The 16,871-nt window shown below is 42.0% G+C and carries 14 protein-coding genes, 17 tRNA genes and 1 rRNA gene; 30 read left to right on the plus strand and 2 right to left on the minus strand.

Annotation, left to right across the window (positions count from 1 at the left end; translation table 11 throughout):
- From rrf to JI665_RS00085, 17 genes are all read left to right on the plus strand, one after another.
- Positions 1-99, plus strand: a 5S ribosomal RNA gene (gene rrf / locus JI665_RS00005); the annotation flags it as partial.
- Between the two features lie 20 nt (positions 100-119).
- Positions 120-194, plus strand: a tRNA-Asn gene (locus tag JI665_RS00010).
- Positions 195-197: 3 nt separating this feature from the next.
- Positions 198-288: transfer RNA gene (locus JI665_RS00015), tRNA-Ser, on the plus strand.
- A 15-nt stretch (positions 289-303) separates the two neighbouring features.
- Positions 304-378 (plus strand) — tRNA-Glu (locus JI665_RS00020).
- Between the two features lie 4 nt (positions 379-382).
- Positions 383-458: transfer RNA gene (locus JI665_RS00025), tRNA-Val, on the plus strand.
- Positions 459-467: 9 nt separating this feature from the next.
- Positions 468-541: transfer RNA gene (locus JI665_RS00030), tRNA-Met, on the plus strand.
- A gap of 3 nt (positions 542-544) precedes the next feature.
- Positions 545-621 (plus strand) — tRNA-Asp (locus JI665_RS00035).
- A gap of 23 nt (positions 622-644) precedes the next feature.
- Positions 645-717 (plus strand) — tRNA-Phe (locus JI665_RS00040).
- Positions 718-735: 18 nt separating this feature from the next.
- A tRNA-Thr gene (locus tag JI665_RS00045) sits at positions 736-811 on the plus strand.
- Positions 812-827: 16 nt separating this feature from the next.
- Positions 828-911 (plus strand) — tRNA-Tyr (locus JI665_RS00050).
- A gap of 7 nt (positions 912-918) precedes the next feature.
- Positions 919-992, plus strand: a tRNA-Trp gene (locus tag JI665_RS00055).
- A gap of 11 nt (positions 993-1,003) precedes the next feature.
- A tRNA-His gene (locus JI665_RS00060) sits at positions 1,004-1,079 on the plus strand.
- 60 nt (positions 1,080-1,139) lie between these two features.
- A tRNA-Gln gene (locus tag JI665_RS00065) sits at positions 1,140-1,214 on the plus strand.
- A 4-nt stretch (positions 1,215-1,218) separates the two neighbouring features.
- Positions 1,219-1,293: transfer RNA gene (locus JI665_RS00070), tRNA-Gly, on the plus strand.
- A gap of 18 nt (positions 1,294-1,311) precedes the next feature.
- Positions 1,312-1,385 (plus strand) — tRNA-Cys (locus JI665_RS00075).
- 28 nt (positions 1,386-1,413) lie between these two features.
- Positions 1,414-1,502, plus strand: a tRNA-Leu gene (locus JI665_RS00080).
- Positions 1,503-1,525: 23 nt separating this feature from the next.
- Positions 1,526-1,607 (plus strand) — tRNA-Leu (locus JI665_RS00085).
- A 577-nt stretch (positions 1,608-2,184) separates the two neighbouring features.
- Here JI665_RS00085 and JI665_RS00090 read toward each other — a convergent pair.
- Positions 2,185-3,135 (minus strand): nuclease-related domain-containing protein, encoded by a 951-nt coding sequence (locus tag JI665_RS00090; protein ID WP_244671062.1) that lies wholly within the window; start codon positions 3,133-3,135, stop codon positions 2,185-2,187.
- 181 nt (positions 3,136-3,316) lie between these two features.
- On the opposite strand from JI665_RS00090, the gene JI665_RS00095 reads away from it, so the two are divergent.
- The 10 genes from JI665_RS00095 (at position 3,317) to JI665_RS00140 (ending at position 13,197) form a co-directional block, all read left to right on the plus strand.
- Positions 3,317-4,258, plus strand: coding sequence for a carbohydrate ABC transporter permease (locus tag JI665_RS00095; RefSeq protein ID WP_206834738.1), 942 nt, complete (start codon positions 3,317-3,319; stop codon positions 4,256-4,258).
- Positions 4,258-5,085, plus strand: coding sequence for a carbohydrate ABC transporter permease (locus JI665_RS00100; RefSeq protein ID WP_206834740.1), 828 nt, complete (start codon positions 4,258-4,260; stop codon positions 5,083-5,085). The genes JI665_RS00095 and JI665_RS00100 overlap by 1 nt, the downstream gene beginning before the upstream one ends.
- 69 nt (positions 5,086-5,154) lie before the next feature.
- On the plus strand, positions 5,155-6,441 hold the full coding sequence (locus JI665_RS00105; RefSeq protein ID WP_206834742.1) for an ABC transporter substrate-binding protein: 1,287 nt from the start codon (positions 5,155-5,157) through the stop codon (positions 6,439-6,441).
- 147 nt (positions 6,442-6,588) lie between these two features.
- On the plus strand, positions 6,589-8,379 hold the full coding sequence (locus JI665_RS00110; protein WP_206834745.1) for a sensor histidine kinase: 1,791 nt from the start codon (positions 6,589-6,591) through the stop codon (positions 8,377-8,379).
- 1 nt (position 8,380) lies between these two features.
- A complete protein-coding gene (locus JI665_RS00115; protein ID WP_206834747.1) occupies positions 8,381-9,109 on the plus strand; it encodes a response regulator transcription factor in 729 nt (242 codons plus the stop codon).
- Positions 9,110-9,125: 16 nt separating this feature from the next.
- Positions 9,126-9,866 carry a ThuA domain-containing protein gene (locus JI665_RS00120; RefSeq protein ID WP_206834749.1) on the plus strand — a complete coding sequence of 247 codons (741 nt, stop codon included), beginning with the start codon at positions 9,126-9,128 and terminating at the stop codon, positions 9,864-9,866.
- A 1-nt stretch (position 9,867) separates the two neighbouring features.
- Complete coding sequence (locus JI665_RS00125; protein ID WP_206834751.1) at positions 9,868-10,896, plus strand: Gfo/Idh/MocA family protein; 1,029 nt, start codon at positions 9,868-9,870, stop codon at positions 10,894-10,896.
- A gap of 9 nt (positions 10,897-10,905) precedes the next feature.
- A complete protein-coding gene (locus JI665_RS00130) occupies positions 10,906-11,943 on the plus strand; it encodes a Gfo/Idh/MocA family protein (protein WP_206834753.1) in 1,038 nt (345 codons plus the stop codon).
- A gap of 18 nt (positions 11,944-11,961) precedes the next feature.
- Positions 11,962-12,930 carry a sugar phosphate isomerase/epimerase family protein gene (locus JI665_RS00135; protein WP_206834756.1) on the plus strand — a complete coding sequence of 323 codons (969 nt, stop codon included), beginning with the start codon at positions 11,962-11,964 and terminating at the stop codon, positions 12,928-12,930.
- Positions 12,931-13,123: 193 nt separating this feature from the next.
- Positions 13,124-13,197: transfer RNA gene (locus tag JI665_RS00140), tRNA-Gly, on the plus strand.
- Between the two features lie 125 nt (positions 13,198-13,322).
- On the opposite strand, the gene JI665_RS00145 is transcribed toward JI665_RS00140, so the two are convergent.
- Positions 13,323-13,991 (minus strand): B3/B4 domain-containing protein, encoded by a 669-nt coding sequence (locus JI665_RS00145; RefSeq protein ID WP_206834759.1) that lies wholly within the window; start codon positions 13,989-13,991, stop codon positions 13,323-13,325.
- A 107-nt stretch (positions 13,992-14,098) separates the two neighbouring features.
- Here JI665_RS00145 and queG point away from each other — a divergent pair, with 107 nt between their 5' ends.
- The 3 genes from queG (at position 14,099) to trmL (ending at position 16,788) form a co-directional block, all read left to right on the plus strand.
- A complete protein-coding gene (gene queG / locus JI665_RS00150; RefSeq protein ID WP_206834763.1) occupies positions 14,099-15,232 on the plus strand; it encodes a tRNA epoxyqueuosine(34) reductase QueG in 1,134 nt (377 codons plus the stop codon).
- Positions 15,233-15,373: 141 nt separating this feature from the next.
- Entirely contained in the window at positions 15,374-16,252 is an 879-nt protein-coding gene (locus JI665_RS00155; RefSeq protein WP_206834766.1) for an amidase domain-containing protein, read from the plus strand.
- Positions 16,253-16,314: 62 nt separating this feature from the next.
- Entirely contained in the window at positions 16,315-16,788 is a 474-nt protein-coding gene (gene trmL / locus JI665_RS00160) for a tRNA (uridine(34)/cytosine(34)/5-carboxymethylaminomethyluridine(34)-2'-O)-methyltransferase TrmL (protein ID WP_206834770.1), read from the plus strand.
- Positions 16,789-16,871: the final 83 nt, after the last annotated feature.

The raw sequence follows: 16,871 nt of genomic DNA on the forward strand, positions 1-16,871 counted from the left end.
AAGGTCACACCCGTTCCCATACCGAACACGGAAGTTAAGCTTCTCAGCGCCGATGGTAGTTAGGGGCTGTCCCCTTGTGAGAGTAGGACGCTGCCGGGCTGTTTTACAAATATCATTATTCCGCAGTAGCTCAGTGGTAGAGCATTCGGCTGTTAACCGAACGGTCGTAGGTTCGAATCCTACCTGCGGAGCCAAATGGAGAGCTGTCCGAGTGGCCGAAGGAGCACGATTGGAAATCGTGTATACGCTAACCGCGTATCAAGGGTTCAAATCCCTTGCTCTCCGCCATTATAATTTCATATTGGCCCCTTGGTCAAGCGGTTAAGACACCGCCCTTTCACGGCGGTAACACGGGTTCGAATCCCGTAGGGGTCACCATTTTGGAGGATTAGCTCAGCTGGGAGAGCATCTGCCTTACAAGCAGAGGGTCGGCGGTTCGATCCCGTCATCCTCCACCATATTATTGTCGCGGGGTGGAGCAGTCCGGTAGCTCGTCGGGCTCATAACCCGAAGGTCGCAGGTTCAAATCCTGCCCCCGCAATCTGGTCCGGTAGTTCAGTTGGTTAGAATGCCTGCCTGTCACGCAGGAGGTCGCGGGTTCGAGTCCCGTCCGGACCGCCATTTTTACAATATTAATAATATGTGGCTCAGTAGCTCAGTCGGTAGAGCAAAGGACTGAAAATCCTTGTGTCGGCGGTTCGATTCCGTCCTGAGCCACCTTTACTGAATTGATTAGCCGGTGTAGCTCAATTGGTAGAGCAACTGACTTGTAATCAGTAGGTTGGGGGTTCAAGTCCTCTCGCCGGCACCATTTTTTATGTTAATATGGAGGGGTAGCGAAGTGGCTAAACGCGGCGGACTGTAAATCCGCTCCTTCGGGTTCGGCAGTTCGAATCTGCCCCCCTCCACCATTTAAATAGGGGTATAGTTTAATGGTAAAACGAAGGTCTCCAAAACCTTTGATGTGGGTTCGATTCCTACTACCCCTGCCAATATTATTATGGCGGCTGTGGCGAAGTGGTTAACGCATCGGATTGTGGCTCCGACACTCGTGGGTTCGATTCCCATCAGTCGCCCCATAATTTTAAAGTAACAGTACGAGTATAACTCACATATAAATAAGTAATACGAATGATCAATGGGCTATAGCCAAGCGGTAAGGCACCGGACTTTGACTCCGTCACTCGCAGGTTCGAATCCTGCTAGCCCAGCCATTTTGCGGAAGTAGTTCAGTGGTAGAACATCACCTTGCCAAGGTGGGGGTCGCGGGTTCGAATCCCGTCTTCCGCTCCAGAATAATATTTAATTTATGGCGGCATAGCCAAGTGGTAAGGCAGAGGTCTGCAAAACCTTTACCACCGGTTCGAATCCGGTTGCCGCCTCCATAATCTAAATCTTGACTCGCTGATATACGCCGGGGTGGCGGAACTGGCAGACGCACAGGACTTAAAATCCTGCGGTAGGTGACTACCGTACCGGTTCGATTCCGGTCCTCGGCACCACAAGATTTACTACATTTTAATATGCCGGTGTGGCGGAATTGGCAGACGCGCACGACTCAAAATCGTGTTCCTTCTGGAGTGTCGGTTCGACCCCGACCACCGGTATCTAAAAAAAGGTTTCCTTTATTGGGAAACCTTTTTTATTGTTGCCTAATAGATATGCGTGGGAATTTTAAAGTGGATAGCAATTAACAGTTCAACCATTTTGCTGATGGGGAATTAAGTTGTTTCAATGCAGGGTCCGAACGATTCAGAGGGTAGTTTCGAAAAAGGGTTCTGAACTGTTCGGAAAGGTCTTTTGAAACAAGATAAACCTGGTTTGAATTACTAAAGCAAGAAATAGATGTTGTGTTCCGTCCAAGGTAGATAAGACTTTATTAGCAAGCGAGAAAGAAGGGGTTAAAGCATAAGCAAGAAACCACATCTCCATCAAAACCGAAAAGAAGCTGCATCAAAGCAAAGGATAGAAACTATATATCCATCAAAACCGAAAAGAAGCTGCGTCAAAGCATAGGATAGAAACTATATATCCATCTAAACCGAAAAGAAGGTGCATCAAAGTGTAGGGTAGAAACCACATAGCCATCAAAAATGAAAAGAAGCTGCGTCAAAGCAGAGGATAAATACATTTGTATCCAACTCTCTATAACTCTAGGAAATTTGAATGATGTTACAGGTGGCTTTAAGGGCGGGGAAAATGCGCAACTACTTTGATCAACAAATCAAAAAGGTTCATAATAGGATGTCTTACCAAATCCATTGAGCTGATAATGCTTAGATAAGATCTTTTGGTGGATCTTTTTGAATTAAGAATATTACAAAACATATGAATAGACTTGGTTGTTATTTTTTCTTCAGGGAATAGTATTTTATATTCTTCAGCACTCCTCAATATAGCAAATTCTGTTTTCTCAATTGATCCGCAGCTGCATTTTAAATTGTTTTTATTTAATAAAGACATAAATAAGCCACAAGAAGCACACTGTACTCCCTTTTCCAATTTCTCAAAGGTATACTCAAATCTCCTGCCATAAGGATTATCCTTCAAATGCATGGACATTAGCTTGTCCGCCAGCATTAAATGTTTTTTATTCGGCTGCTGAGATTTCAATTTTAGCCTGTCTATAAATCGTTTAGTTTGTGCTGGAAATATAGCAGGAAGATTCATTTTGGCTTGATAAAGATGAAACTCGGGGTTAATAAAAATTAGAAGAGCCTTAAGAGGGGTTTTTACTCCCAATTCCTGCAGAAGTCTTCTCAGGAGAGATTCACTTCGCTGCAGCTGCAGAAGAGGGTTTTTAACTTCAGTATTTGATGGTGCGGTGTACCATCTGTCTTGTTCGATATAAAAGTCTCCCGCATTATCCTTAACTTCAAAAATATAGATGCAGTCCCCAGTGATTAATAGTGAATCTATCTGGAAAAAGGTGTTACTGTAATCGAACAATAAATCATGAAGAATAATCCATTCCTCAGGTAATTCTTCGAGGAGCTGATCAAATATTTTCTCACTTGAAAAACCTTTTTCTAAATTATGAAAGTGGCTGTAATCTTTAGGGGACAGCCGCAATCTTCCATTTAAAAACCGAAGCATCTTTAATTCTACTGGTTCATACCGAAATTTTAATATCATATCTCACATCCCAATATTCAAGATAGCTTCATTCTATGCAATATCTTCCATTAAAAAAAGTTACAATTTAAGAAGTCAAAATATTGCACCATTTTAGTCAATCCAGTCACCTATATATGCAAGCGGTTTCAAATATAATGTAGGAAAGCGTTTGCAATAAATGAGGGGGCGGTGAAGACAATTGGAGACAAAGGCTGAGATACGGAAACCAGCAGTTAATTCAGAGATAAAAACAGTAACCAGGAAAAAAGCAAATCTGAAAAAAATTCTAACATATAGTGCTTTTGTAGGGCCGGCATTAATTTTTTTCCTGGTGATTCAGATCATTCCTTTCTTGATGGGGATTTATTATTCTTTTACGTCATGGAATGGTGTCAGTTCTGTGGTTGAATGGGTCGGACTTGAAAATTATATAAAGATCTTTAAGAATGATCCTAAGTTTTTTGATTCTTTTATTTTTACTACCAAGTTTATGTTAGCTTCGGTTATTATTAGTAATTTACTAGGTTTTGGGCTTGCATTACTATTGAACGCAGCCTTGAAGTCCAGGAATTTATTGCGGACTGTATTTTTCATTCCTAACGTTATCGGGGGATTATTACTTGGATTCATCTGGCAGTTTATTTTTGTAAAAGGGTTTGCTGCAATTGGAAATCTGACAGATCTGTCCGTTTTTAAGCTTCCGTGGCTTGGGGATGAGACAACAGCATTCTGGGGAATTGTGATTGTGTTTGCCTGGCAGATCAGCGGATATATGATGGTTATTTATATTGCAGCGCTGCAGGGGGTTGATCAGACACTGCTGGAGGCTGCAAGGATCGATGGAGCATCGAGCTGGACACTTTTGACGAAAATTATCATTCCTCTAATTTTGCCGGCGTTTACAATTTGTTTCTTTTTAACTATTTCAATGGCATTTAAGATTTTCGATCTGAATATTTCACTGACAGGCGGCGGGCCATTTAATTCAACTCAATCTGTTGCGATTAATATCTATCAGGAAGCTTTCCAGAATAACAGGTATGGTCTGGGTACCGCGAAATCCATTTTGTTCTTCCTTGTTGTAGCAATTTTTACAACGGTTCAGGTGATGATGACCAAGAAAAGGGAGGTTGAGGCATAATGAATCCCAGATATACGAAGGTTACGTTTCTGCTGGAGATTATCGGAATCGTATTAGGAGTCATATTCCTCATACCTTTTTATTTCGTGATCATCAATTCTGTAAAAGGCTTTGCAGATATTTTGATTGATGCTGCAGCTTGGCCGCAGGAATTTTTATTCTCCAATTACTTGAAGGTATGGGATATCATTAATTTCCCGAGGGCCTTCTGGAATTCGCTTATAATTACGGTAGTCAGCAATATTGGACTTGTTGTCATTAGTTCCATGGCTGCCTGGAAGATGGTTCGAACCCCGGGGAAATTCAGCAAAATTCTGTTTGCATTATTTGTATCTGCCATGGTTATTCCATTCCAGACAGTCATGATACCGCTGATGAAGCTGGGAGGCACGCTGAATCTAACAAACAGCATACCTGGCCTTATCATTATGTATTTTGGATTTGGTGTACCGTTATCACTTTTTCTGTATCACGGCTTTATTAAAACAGTTCCAATCGAGATAGAAGAATCGGCCCGAATTGATGGGTGCAGCCAGTTTGGGGTCTTTTGGAGAATTGTTTTTCCGCTTCTAAAGCCAATCACTGTCACGGTTGTTATTTTAAATACGTTATGGATCTGGAATGATTATCTGCTGCCGCTTCTTGTTCTTCAGGATGCAGAGCTTAGGACGATTCCTTTAGCCACAAGCTCATTTTTTGCCCAATATACAAAGCAATGGGACATGGGACTGGCCGCCCTTGTGATGGGCATTACCCCGGTCGTTATTTTCTTCCTGTTTCTGCAGAGGCATATTATTAAAGGCATTGCACAAGGCTCCATCAAGTAGTTATAGAGACTTTTGCGGCCAAATGGGCCGTTAAAGTTTATATAAAAAATTATTCAGGGGGGAAACAAAATGAAACGCTTTGCTTTCTTACTGCTGTCATTGGTTCTGATGGCGGGCATTATGGCAGGCTGTTCTTCTTCCAGCTCTTCAGGGGATGAAAAGCCTAAGGATGATTCAAAGAATGAGGATGAAGTGGTAACATTGAATTTGTTCCAGTTTAAAGTGGAGATTGCCGATCAGCTTCAGGAAATGATCGGTGAATTCGAAAAGGAACATCCGAATATTAAAGTAAAGCTTGAATCAGTCGGCGGCGGTGCTGATTATGGTGCCGCATTAAAAGCAAAGTTTGCATCCGGCGAACAGCCTGATATTTTTAACAATGGCGGATTTAAAGAATTGGAGCTTTGGAAAGAGCATCTTGCAGATCTTTCAAATGAGCCTTGGGCAGAGCATGTGCTTCCAATTGGAAAAGTTCCAATGACTGATACAGACGGCAAACTTTATGGAATGCCTGTAAACCTTGAAGGATATGGTTTCATTTATAATAAAGATTTATTTGAAGAAGCAGGCATTACTGAGCCGCCTAATACGATTTCTGAACTGAAGGATGCTGCTGAAAAACTAAAAGATAAAGGAATTACTCCTTTCTCTGCCGGCTACGGAGAGTGGTGGGTCATTGGTCAGCATTTATTAAATATTCCATTTGCACAGCAGGAAGATCCGGTGGCATTTATTGAGGGCCTATACAGCGGATCTGAAAAGATTACTGGCAATGATAAATTTAAAGAGTTCAAAGAAGTGCTTGATACTGAAATAAACTTTGGAAATGAAAATCCATTAACAACAGATTACAATACGCAAGTGACGCTATTTGCTTCCGGCAAAACGGCTATGCTTCAGCAGGGGAACTGGACAGAAAACATGATTCTTGAAATTAACCCTGAAATTAATATGGGATTCCTTCCAATTCCGCTGACTGATGATGAAGCTGAAGCAGACCGTTTACCGGTAGGTGTTCCGAACAACTGGGTTCTTAATAAAAATTCAGAGCATCTTGAAGAAGCAAAATTATTCCTTGACTGGATGGTTTCTTCTGAAACAGGAAAGCGTTATATCACAGAAGAGTTTGCGTTCATTCCTGCCTTCGACAATATCGAGCCAACCGGTTTAGGGCCACTTGGCCAGCATATTCTTGAGTATTCTAAGGAAGACAAAACCGTTCCTTGGACATGGTTCAGATGGCCGGATGGTGCAAATAAAGAGTTTGCTGCAACAATCCAGGAATACGCTGCAGGAAAGATTGACTATGATACGCTCGTTGAACGCTTCCAGGCATCCTGGGATAATTTGAAATAAATTTGGTTAAACAGGAAGCATGTCTGCGGAAGATATGCTTTCTGTTTTATATTTTTAAATATGCTAAACCCTCATAGCAAAAAGGCATCCCCAAAAAGGGAAGTTCGCTTTATACTATTGTAAAAGACAAAGCAGCGGGGGATGTACATGTTCAAAAAGAGCATTAGGAATAAACTGATTGTTCTATTGATGGTAGCCACGATCGTTCCATTTGGGGCGTCAATAATCATCACTTATTATCATACAGCGGAATCATTGAAAGACCAGGCCATAAAGGAAAATAGCAACCTATTATATCAAGGAAAAGTAAACCTGGAGGGTTACATAAATGAGCTGGACGGATTAACACTATCCCTATACAATAATCCAGGTTTAATAAACTTTTTAAAAGATCCCCAAAAGGAAAATAATTATCAGGCAGTGGAAGCTGTAAGAAATGTAATTTCTACCATACTGTATGCAGAAGAAAATATCAAAAGAGTCAACATTGCTGTTGCCAAGGAAGATCGGCTTATAACAGCATCAAGGCGCTCTACAGTTATTTTTTCAAAGAAGCTGTCAAATGCCAATCAGGAATTTTACGTAAAAGCAAAAGAAAGTCCAAGCAATATGTATCTTGAGCCTATTCATAAGATAAAGGAGCCTGAGGACAAAAAGGCTAAAAATGTAATAACGCTTCACAGATCTTTAATCAATATTCCATCAGACGATGTATTGGCATATATCTCACTGGAATTTTCACCGGATCAAATAACCAATATCAGCCGTAATCTTTATTCGGGCGATAATGAAGAATTCTATATAATATCTCCTGAAGGTGATTTGATCTACCGTTCAACTGATGAAACTGATGAAGATACTAAAACGCCTGATTGGATTAATTGGGTGATCAGTACAGATAAAGAAAATGGCACGGTTGAATGGAAGGAAGGTTCATTCAACGGCGTCATGATATACGATCAATTATCGCAAAATTCTGGCGGATGGTATCTTGTTAAGCGTGTCCCATACACCACTCTATATGAAAGTGCATTCAGCGTGGCGAAAATCAATATCATGTTTGGCGTAATCGGACTCATTCTGGTTATACTCGCCACTTTATTTATCTCTGTTAGAATCACTTCTCCAATCAGAATCCTGCTGAAATATATTGATCAGGTTGAAAAGGGAAACCTTAATGTCCGTTTTCAATCTTTTGGCAATGATGAAATTGGTTATCTCGGTGATCGATTTAAACAAATGATCGATAAAATTAATGATTTGATCAATCGGGAGTATAAGCTCCAGCTTGAGAACAAGACCAATCAGCTAAAGGTTCTGCAGTCCCAGGTCAATCCGCATTTTTTATATAACGCATTGCAGTCTATCGGAACAGCTGCCTTAAAAAATCAAGGGCCGCAGATTTATTCGTCTGTAACCCGCCTCTCTAAAATCATGCGGTACAGCATGAATATGGAGGAGGATATGGTTTCTCTTCAAAAAGAGATTGAACATACGAGGGCCTATCTCCTGCTGCAAAAAGAGCGGTTTGGTGACCAGCTTCAGTTCCGTTTTCAGCTTGATGAAGAGGCATTGGAGTTTCCGGTGCCGAAAATGATTTTACAGCCCATAGTGGAGAATTACTTTAAGCATGGTTTTGATGCGCGTGAAAAAACTGGAGAGGTTAGTATTACCTGCAGACAGGATGAATTTTATCTGGATATTCTGATCGGGGATAATGGCACAGGCGTCTCTGAGAACAGGATGGAGGAAATCCGATTGCATTTGATGAATGACCGGATTGGGCAAAAGGGTGAGTTAACGAATATCGGACTGAAGAATGTTTACACCCGGTTAAAACTCTACTATGGCAATCGGGCATACCTGCAGCTTAAGAATCTTGAGCGAGGCGGGCTGCTTGTTTCTATTAAACTTCCAAAAAGGATGGAAGGTGGATAAGATGAAAGCAATTATTGTGGATGATGAAAAACATGTGAGGGAAGGCTTAATGCTTCTGGCGGATTGGAGTCGCTTTGGAATTGACACAATCATGGAGGCGGCAGATGGAAATGAGGCCATAAGGCTGATTAAAGAGCATCGCCCGGAAATCATATTCACTGATATGAGCATGCCAAAGAGAGATGGCATAAGCCTTTTAAAATGGATTCATTCTTCGGATCTATCCAGCAAGACGATTGTTGTCAGCGGATATGATGATTTTGACTATATGAGGAATGCCATCTGTTATAAAAGCTTTGATTATATCTTGAAGCCTATTGATCCTGAAATATTGAATGAAACCCTGGAGAAAGCCATAAATGAATGGAAACAGCAAAGTCATCCAGGGGAATGCGAGCAGGAGCATGACGGGGAGATGAATGTGATTCAGCAAATAGAACAGTTTTTGCTGGAAAGCTATAGCAAGGATATTAACCTGCAGGAAATTGCAGACAGGTTTTATTTAAGCAGGGAATACATTTCCAGAAAGTTTAAACAGGAATATCAGGCTACCATTACGGATTTTATTACGAATGCCCGGATGAACAAGGCAAAAGAGCTTCTGCAGAACCCTAAACTGAAAATCTATGAAATTGCTTTCCAGGTCGGTTATCAGGATGAAAAGTATTTTAGCAAAGTCTTTAAAAAGACAGAGGGGATTTCCCCAAATGAATATCGAAGTATGAATTAACAGAAGGAGGAAGATCATGATCAACGTGCTTGTCTGGAATGAGAATCGTCATGAACAAAAGGATGATAAGGTAAGGTCTGTCTATCCGGATGGTATTCACGGTGCCATTGCAGACTTTTTCAATGAAGAAGATTATAACGTAAAGACAGCTACATTGGATGAGCCCCAGCATGGACTTAGTGATGCTGTTTTACAGGAAACAGACGTTTTGGTCTGGTGGGGACATCTCGCGCATGAGGAAGTTGAGGATGCAATCGTTGAAAAAATAAAGCAAAGAGTGCTGGAGGGAATGGGGCTGATTGTCCTGCATTCCGGTCATTTCTCTAAGATTTTTAAAGTATTAATGGGAACATCCTGTGATTTAAAGTGGAGAGAAGCCGATGAAAAGGAACGGATTTGGATTGTAGATCCAGGCCATCCCATTGCAGAAGGACTTGGAGAATATATTGAACTTGAAAAAGAAGAAATGTATGGGGAACATTTTGATATCCCTGCGCCGGATGAACTTGTAATGGTGAGCTGGTTTGAGGGAGGGGAAGTTTTCCGGAGCGGCTGTACATACAGGCGTGGAAAAGGGAAAATTTTTTATTTTCGCCCAGGACATGAAACGTATCCAACTTATTATCATAAGGATGTTCAGCAGGTTATTAAAAATGCAGTTAAGTGGGCTAAGCCAGCTGATTTTCCCGTACCGGTCTATGGAAATGCAAAGCCATTGGAGAGAATCAGAGTGAATCAAGAAGGAGTGGAAAATTAAGATGAAAAAACTCAAAATTGGAATTATTGGATGCGGAAGTATAGCCAAGCACCGGCATATGCCTGAATATCATGCAAACAGCGGGGCTGTCATTGCAGCGGTATGTGATATTAATGAAGAGCGTGCACATGTGTTTGCCGATCTTTATGGGGTGAAGGTGTACACCGATTATAGAGAATTACTGGCTAATCCGGATATAGATGCTGTGAGTGTCTGCACCCCGAATTATCTGCATGCACCCATTTCTGTTGCCGCATTAAACGCCGGCAAGCATGTTTTATGTGAAAAGCCAATGGCAACTTCTATGGAAGAGGCACAGGACATGATTGAAGCAGCCCGTAAGAATGGAAAGAAATTAATGATTGCTCATAATCAGCGCTTTGTACCATCTCATAAAAAAGCAAAGGAATTGATCGCAAAAGGTGAAGCAGGAAAAATCTATAGTTTCCGGTCGGCTTTTGGCCACGGCGGGCCGGAGGGATGGAGTGCAGATGGCAAAGAAAGCTGGTTCTTCAAAAAAGATCAGGCTTTTATTGGCGCCATGGGCGACCTTGGTGTACATAAGACCGACTTGCTGCGTTATCTGCTGGGAGAAGAGTTCTCTGAGGCAGGAGCATTTGTAGAAACAAGTGCCAAGCTTGGTGCAGATGTCGATGATACAGCGGTATGCGTCTTGAAAACGGAAAGCGGTGTAATCGGTACATTGGCTGCAAGCTGGTCTTATGTCTCTAACGAAGACAATTCCACCATTATATATGGAGAAAAAGCAATTTTGAGATTAGAGGATGATCCGGTGCATTCTCTCGTTGTTCAGTATGCAAACGGTGATACAGTAAAGTACGAACTCGGCGGGATTCAGACAAATGAAGAAGGAGGACAAAAGAATTCAGGCGTCATTGATCATTTTGTTGAAAGTATCTTAAATGAACAGGAGCCTGCGATTCCTGGTACCGAGGGAATGAAGTCGCTCCAAGTGATACTTGCTGCGCTGCAGTCAAGCGAAACAAAGCAGATTGTCAAAATTAATTGAGGTGCATTCATGAAGAAACTTCGGATTGGAATTATCGGTGCTGGCGGAATAGCCCAGTCCAGGCATATCCCAGTTATATTAAAATTATCGGATCGTGCTTCCATTACGGCTATTTGCGATGTGAATAAGGATACTGCACAGCTGGCTGCAAAGAAGTTTGGAATTAGAAGCGTTTTTACAGATTATAAAGAAGTATTCAATGAAGCTGATGCTGTAGTTATTTGTACACCGAACAAGTTTCATGCAGAGCTTACGGTTGCTGCGATGGAGGCTGGGCTGCATGTATTGTGTGAGAAGCCGATGGCCATGACAGCAGATGAATGCAGGAAAATGATAGAGGCCAGAGACAGGTCGGGAAAGGTTTTGGCCATTGCCTACCACTACCGGTTTATGAAAGAGGCTCAGGCTGCCAAAAAACTCATTTCAGAAGATGAAATTGGCCTTCCATTTGCAGCCAGGGCACGAGCGATGAGAAGAAGAAAGGTACCGGGATGGGGTGTTTTCACTAATAAGGAACTTCAGGGCGGAGGAAGTTTGATTGATTATGGGTGCCACTTGCTTGACCTCTCGCTTTGGCTTCTAGGAAACCCCGAGGAAACCGAGGTTTCCGGTACAGCTTATAATACTTTGAGCAGAATGCCTGGGCAGGTGAATCTATGGGGAAGTTTTGACCATCAATCCTTTCATGTCGATGATCATGTGACTGCTTACATAAAATTTGCAAATGGCGCATCCTTGCTTTTTGAAACCTCATGGTCGGCCAATATCGAAGGGGATGATGAAGGCCTCAGCCTTTCGGGGCAGAATGGAGGAATTGATTTATTCCCATTCAGTTTGAACCAATCAAAACATGGAATGCTCCTTAATACACGCCCAGAATGGCTGCCGGGTGAGGATGACTATGCTTTGGCGCAGGCACAGAACTTTATTGACAGCTGTTTGGGGAGAGAAGAGTTCATAGTTAAAGCAGAAGAAGCACTGCAGACAACCAGAATTATTGATGCGATTTATAAAAGCAGTGAAATGGGCAGAAGAGAAATATTTTAGAAGCAAGGAGGAGATTTTATGAAGCTCGGCGTATTTACCGTTTTATTTGCTGAGAAGAATTTTGAAGAAATGCTTGATCATGTGAAAGCTGCTGGGCTTAAGGCTGTTGAAATCGGAACGGGAGCATATCCCGGAAATGCTCACTGCAGCCTGAACGAGCTATTAGAAAGCAAAGAACTCCGGGATGATTATCTGAACAAGATTTTATCAAGAGGGCTTGAAATCAGCGCATTCAGCTGCCATGGCAATCCGATTTCCCCTGATAGAGCATTTGCAGAGGAATCGGACCGTGTTTTATATGACACGATTAGGTTAGCCAGCTTAATGAATGTTCCGGTTGTTAACTGTTTTTCCGGTACTGCAGGTGATGGGGAAGGGGCCAAGCATCCGAATTGGCCGGTCGCTCCATGGCCGAATGAGTATGGAGAAGTGCTGAAATGGCAATGGGAGGAGAAACTCATTCCTTACTGGAAGAAAGCCGGGCAATTTGCAAAAGACCATAATGTGAAAATTGGTCTTGAACTTCATGGCGGGTTCCTTGTGCATACTCCTTATACACTTCTAAAATTAAGGGGAGAAACCTGTGATGCCATTGGAGCCAATCTGGACCCAAGCCATTTATGGTGGCAGGGAATCGACCCTGTGGCGGCAATAAAAATATTGGGAAAAGAAAATGCCATTCATCATTTTCATGCAAAAGATACTTATATTGATCAGGAAAATGTTAATATGTACGGTTTAACAGATATGCAGCCATATGGAAATGTTCAGACCAGAGCGTGGACATTCAGGTCAGTCGGGTGCGGACACGGGCTGCAGGAATGGTCGGATATGATAAGCGCTTTGCGAACATTTGGGTATGATTATGTTGTCAGCATTGAGCATGAAGATCCGCTTATGTCTATAGAAGAAGGATTTACAAGGGCAGTCAGAAACCTTAAATCGATCTTAATCGAAGAGCAGCCTTCAGAAATGTGGTGGATGTAACAATTTTAGCAGGGGAGGATTTTAAAATCCTTCCCTGTATTTTCGACAAATTTCTCAAATGGGGTTGACCATTCTGACTGAATTTAGTACTATTAAATAGTGGATTCGACACAATGTTTATTTTTTCTGTTGATAAAAATCGACATAGGGTTTAGTCATAATTTCATTGCTGATTAAATATAAATACACAAATGCGGGTGTAGTTTAGTGGTAAAACCTCAGCCTTCCAAGCTGATGATGAGGGTTCGATTCCCTTCACCCGCTCCATACATAGCCAACGCAGTGTTTCGTTCAAAAAGAACGAGGTATTGCGTTTTTTCATTTTCCTTGGCTATTAAGCAAAAAGAATCGGGTGGCATCCGAGGATACCACTCGATTTTTTAGAAACTTGTTTAACATCCAATTACCTTAGAGGCTCCTTCTCCGCCATGTACTTGAGTGTACATGTTCATTAAAGAATCAACCATTTTTTCAGCCTTTTCCATTTCCAGAGAAGGGCGCAAATAAACGATTTGAACGGCATTATTAGTCTGCTCTGTCACCGCTGACCTTTCTGAGTCGACAAACGGACTGCCAAATGGCCCTGCCGCATCTTCACTAATAATTAAATTGGCAAGTGAGTTGGGTCTTCCGTTTAAACCGTTATATTCTTCGCCTTCTTTGCCTAACCTGATAGTCAGATTACCTGAAAGCTTATCGGCGTCATACACGCCAATCGGTATTTGATATTCGAGGGAAAAGAAGTTGTTAATATCTATGGAGCTGTTGACCGGCTGCAGATAATTTTGTTTTTTAATTCTTCTGTACAGTGCTTCTGCAGAGTGACGGTGCCGATTTGGATCCTTGCCTGCTGTTTTGAAAATCTGTCTCCATTCCTTGATCCCCTCAAGTTCTGTAACACTCTTGTCCTCTAAGTCAAAATAAATTGATTCCTGAAATAATTGGAGTCTGCCCTTTACCATTTGAGGAGATTGTCCGACTTCTATATTTTTATATGTAATGAATCCAATTTTAAATTGGGGAAATAACCTGCACAACTCGGGAGCAATCGTAATTTCCAAGCTTTCCACCTCCAAAATTACTTTAAAATAGTTTATCATAATAAGCGGTGATTCAATAAATTAAAGACTTTAATATAAATCAATTTTTCATGAAAGGAGGTTATACAATGGATTTTGCCCAATTCAAGCAGGAAGTGATTGAATACAGCAAAACAATTGGCATAGATAAAATCGGTTTTACAGCAGCCAGCACTTTTGATGAGATGAAAAATAGACTGATTCGCCAGCAGGAACTTCAATATCAATCAGGATTTGAAGAGCCTGATATTAAGAAGAGGGTGAATCCGGGCCTGCTAATGGACAAACCCAGATCCATTATCTCAATTGCTGTTGCTTACCCTTCCAAAATGAAGGTCAGAGTTGTCAGCAAAAGAGGTGAGCGAAGAGGAATTTTCTGCCGCGCTTCATGGGGTAAAGATTATCATCATATCCTGAGGGAACGTCTTCAAAAGCTTGAGCGCTTCATCCAATCAAAAATCCCTGAGGCGTTATGCAAATCCATGGTGGATACAGGTGAACTGGTTGACCGGGCTGTAGCGCAGCGTGCCGGAATTGGCTGGAGCGGCAAAAACTGTTCCATTATTACACCCGAATTCGGATCCTATGTTTATCTCGGTGAAATGATAACGAACCTGCCTTTTGAACCGGATATACCAATGGAAGACAGATGCGGAAGCTGCAATAAATGTGTTGACGTTTGTCCGACTGGAGCTTTAATCCAGGGAGGTCAGCTTGATGCACAGAAGTGCATCGCGTTTTTGACACAGACAAAAGGCTTTCTTGCAGAGCCGTATAGGGAAAAACTGGGAAATAGACTGTACGGGTGTGATACCTGTCAAACTGTATGCCCTGAAAATAAAGGCAAGGATTTTCATTTGCACGAAGAAATGGAGCCGGATCCCGAAGTGGCAAAGCCGCTTTTAAGGCCGCTCCTATTTATCAGCAACCGGGAATTTAAAGAAAAATATGGCCCGGTTTCAGGCTCCTGGAGAGGGAAAAAGCCGATCCAGCGAAATGCCATTATCGCCTTGGCTCACTACAAAGACGAAACAGCTGTAGAAGATCTGATTAAAGTCATGACAGAAGATCCTCGGCCGGTGATCCGTGGAACGGCTGCCTGGGCACTCGGGAAAATTGGCGGTGAGAAATCACTGGCTGCCCTGGAACAGGCGTTGCAGCAGGAAAAAGACGGAGAGGTCGTTTCTGAGATTGAAAAAGGTTTAAGTTTTATAGAACAATGATGAGGGAGGAATCTCCCTCTTTTTTTATGGACAAATAGAGAAACTGGTCAGCCCGGCTGACTTACTAATATATTGCACGAAAAATTAAGCAAAGTCCTCAGCTTCGTCTCATATGTATGGAATAGGAGAGGAGTGAGATGCGTGAGGGACCAGCTTCAGGAGCTGTTAATAAAAAGAGTGCAGCAGTGCGTTTCCCATTCAAGAGGTTCAATTCATACCTGCCCTAAGATTGAAAAGAAGAAAGAATCACTTTCCGGCAGGTCCGGTGAGATTGTTAAAGCCCAGGCAACCGGAAAAGTGATCACGGTCGGCAGGGAGAAGGATGATATGAAGCAGGTTGAATACAGAGTTCACTTTAAATATTTAATTAAGCAAAAAGGCATATTCTTTATGGAAGAAGAAATTGAAGAGCGCACAGCCGACTTTTATAAAGGAGTGTTTGTCGAGGATCGGGAGAAAAACCCTTTTAAGGATATTCAAAAAGCTGAAGCGTCTCCTGACCGTGAATATGGAGAGGAAGAAAGGATAGAGTATGAGTATGACCGCATGAAGGCAGTGCAGTATGCAGAAAAATGGTGGAACAGCTATAATCCGGCTTATAAAAAATTTGAAGTGGATTGCACGAATTATATTTCCCAGTGTCTTCATGTAGGCGGCGGACCGATGAGAGGGTTTCCTAACCGTGGAAAAGGATGGTGGATGAGAAGCGGGAATTGGAGCTACAGCTGGACGGTTGCAAATTCATTGCGGTGGTATCTGCCGAGTTCGAATTCGGGGTTAAGAGCGGAGGAAGTCTCGAGTCCGGATCAGCTCTTAATTGGAGATGTCATTTGCTATGATTTTCAGGGAGACGGGCGATTTGACCATACAACGATCGTGACGGGGAAAGATGCCTCAGGAATGCCGCTGGTCAATGCCCATACTTATAACAGCCGAATGCGTTATTGGGCTTATGAAGATTCAACAGCCTATACACCGAATATTAAATATAAATTTTTGTCTATAACTGATGATCAGTAATTTGTATGGTGTTATCAAAGTGATATAATAGCACATGCAGAATTAATTTAGAGGTGAAAAAAGTGGGATTGCATGTAGTATTATATCAGCCGGAAATTCCGGCAAACACCGGTAATATAGCCCGTACTTGTGCGGCTACTGATACGACATTGCATCTGATCCGGCCGCTTGGCTTTTCGACAGAAGATAAAATGCTGAAGCGTGCAGGTCTGGATTATTGGCAATTTGTAAAGATCGTCTATCATGAATCATTGGACGATTTCTTTAATAGCAGCGAAGGCGGTGAATACTTCTACTTAACGAAGTATGGCACCATGCCGCATTCCACTTTCGATTACAGCAATGTAGGAAAGGATTATTATTTTATTTTTGGCAAAGAAACGACGGGTCTTCCGAAGAATATCATTGAAACCAACAAAGAGCGTGCATTAAGGGTACCAATGAACGATAAAGTCCGTTCCCTTAATTTATCAAACGCTGCAGCCATTCTGGTTTATGAAGCACTGCGGCAGCAGGATTACTTGCATTTAAAATAGTAAACAGCAGGCCTGAAATTTTTCGGGCCTTTTCCTTTGGAGAAAACTTTCCTATCTGGGTAAAATGAAAAAGTACATATGGA

Origin of the sequence: Bacillus sp. NTK034 (genome assembly GCF_017303275.1) — a bacterium.
Taxonomy (GTDB): Bacteria; Bacillota; Bacilli; order Bacillales; family Cytobacillaceae; genus Cytobacillus.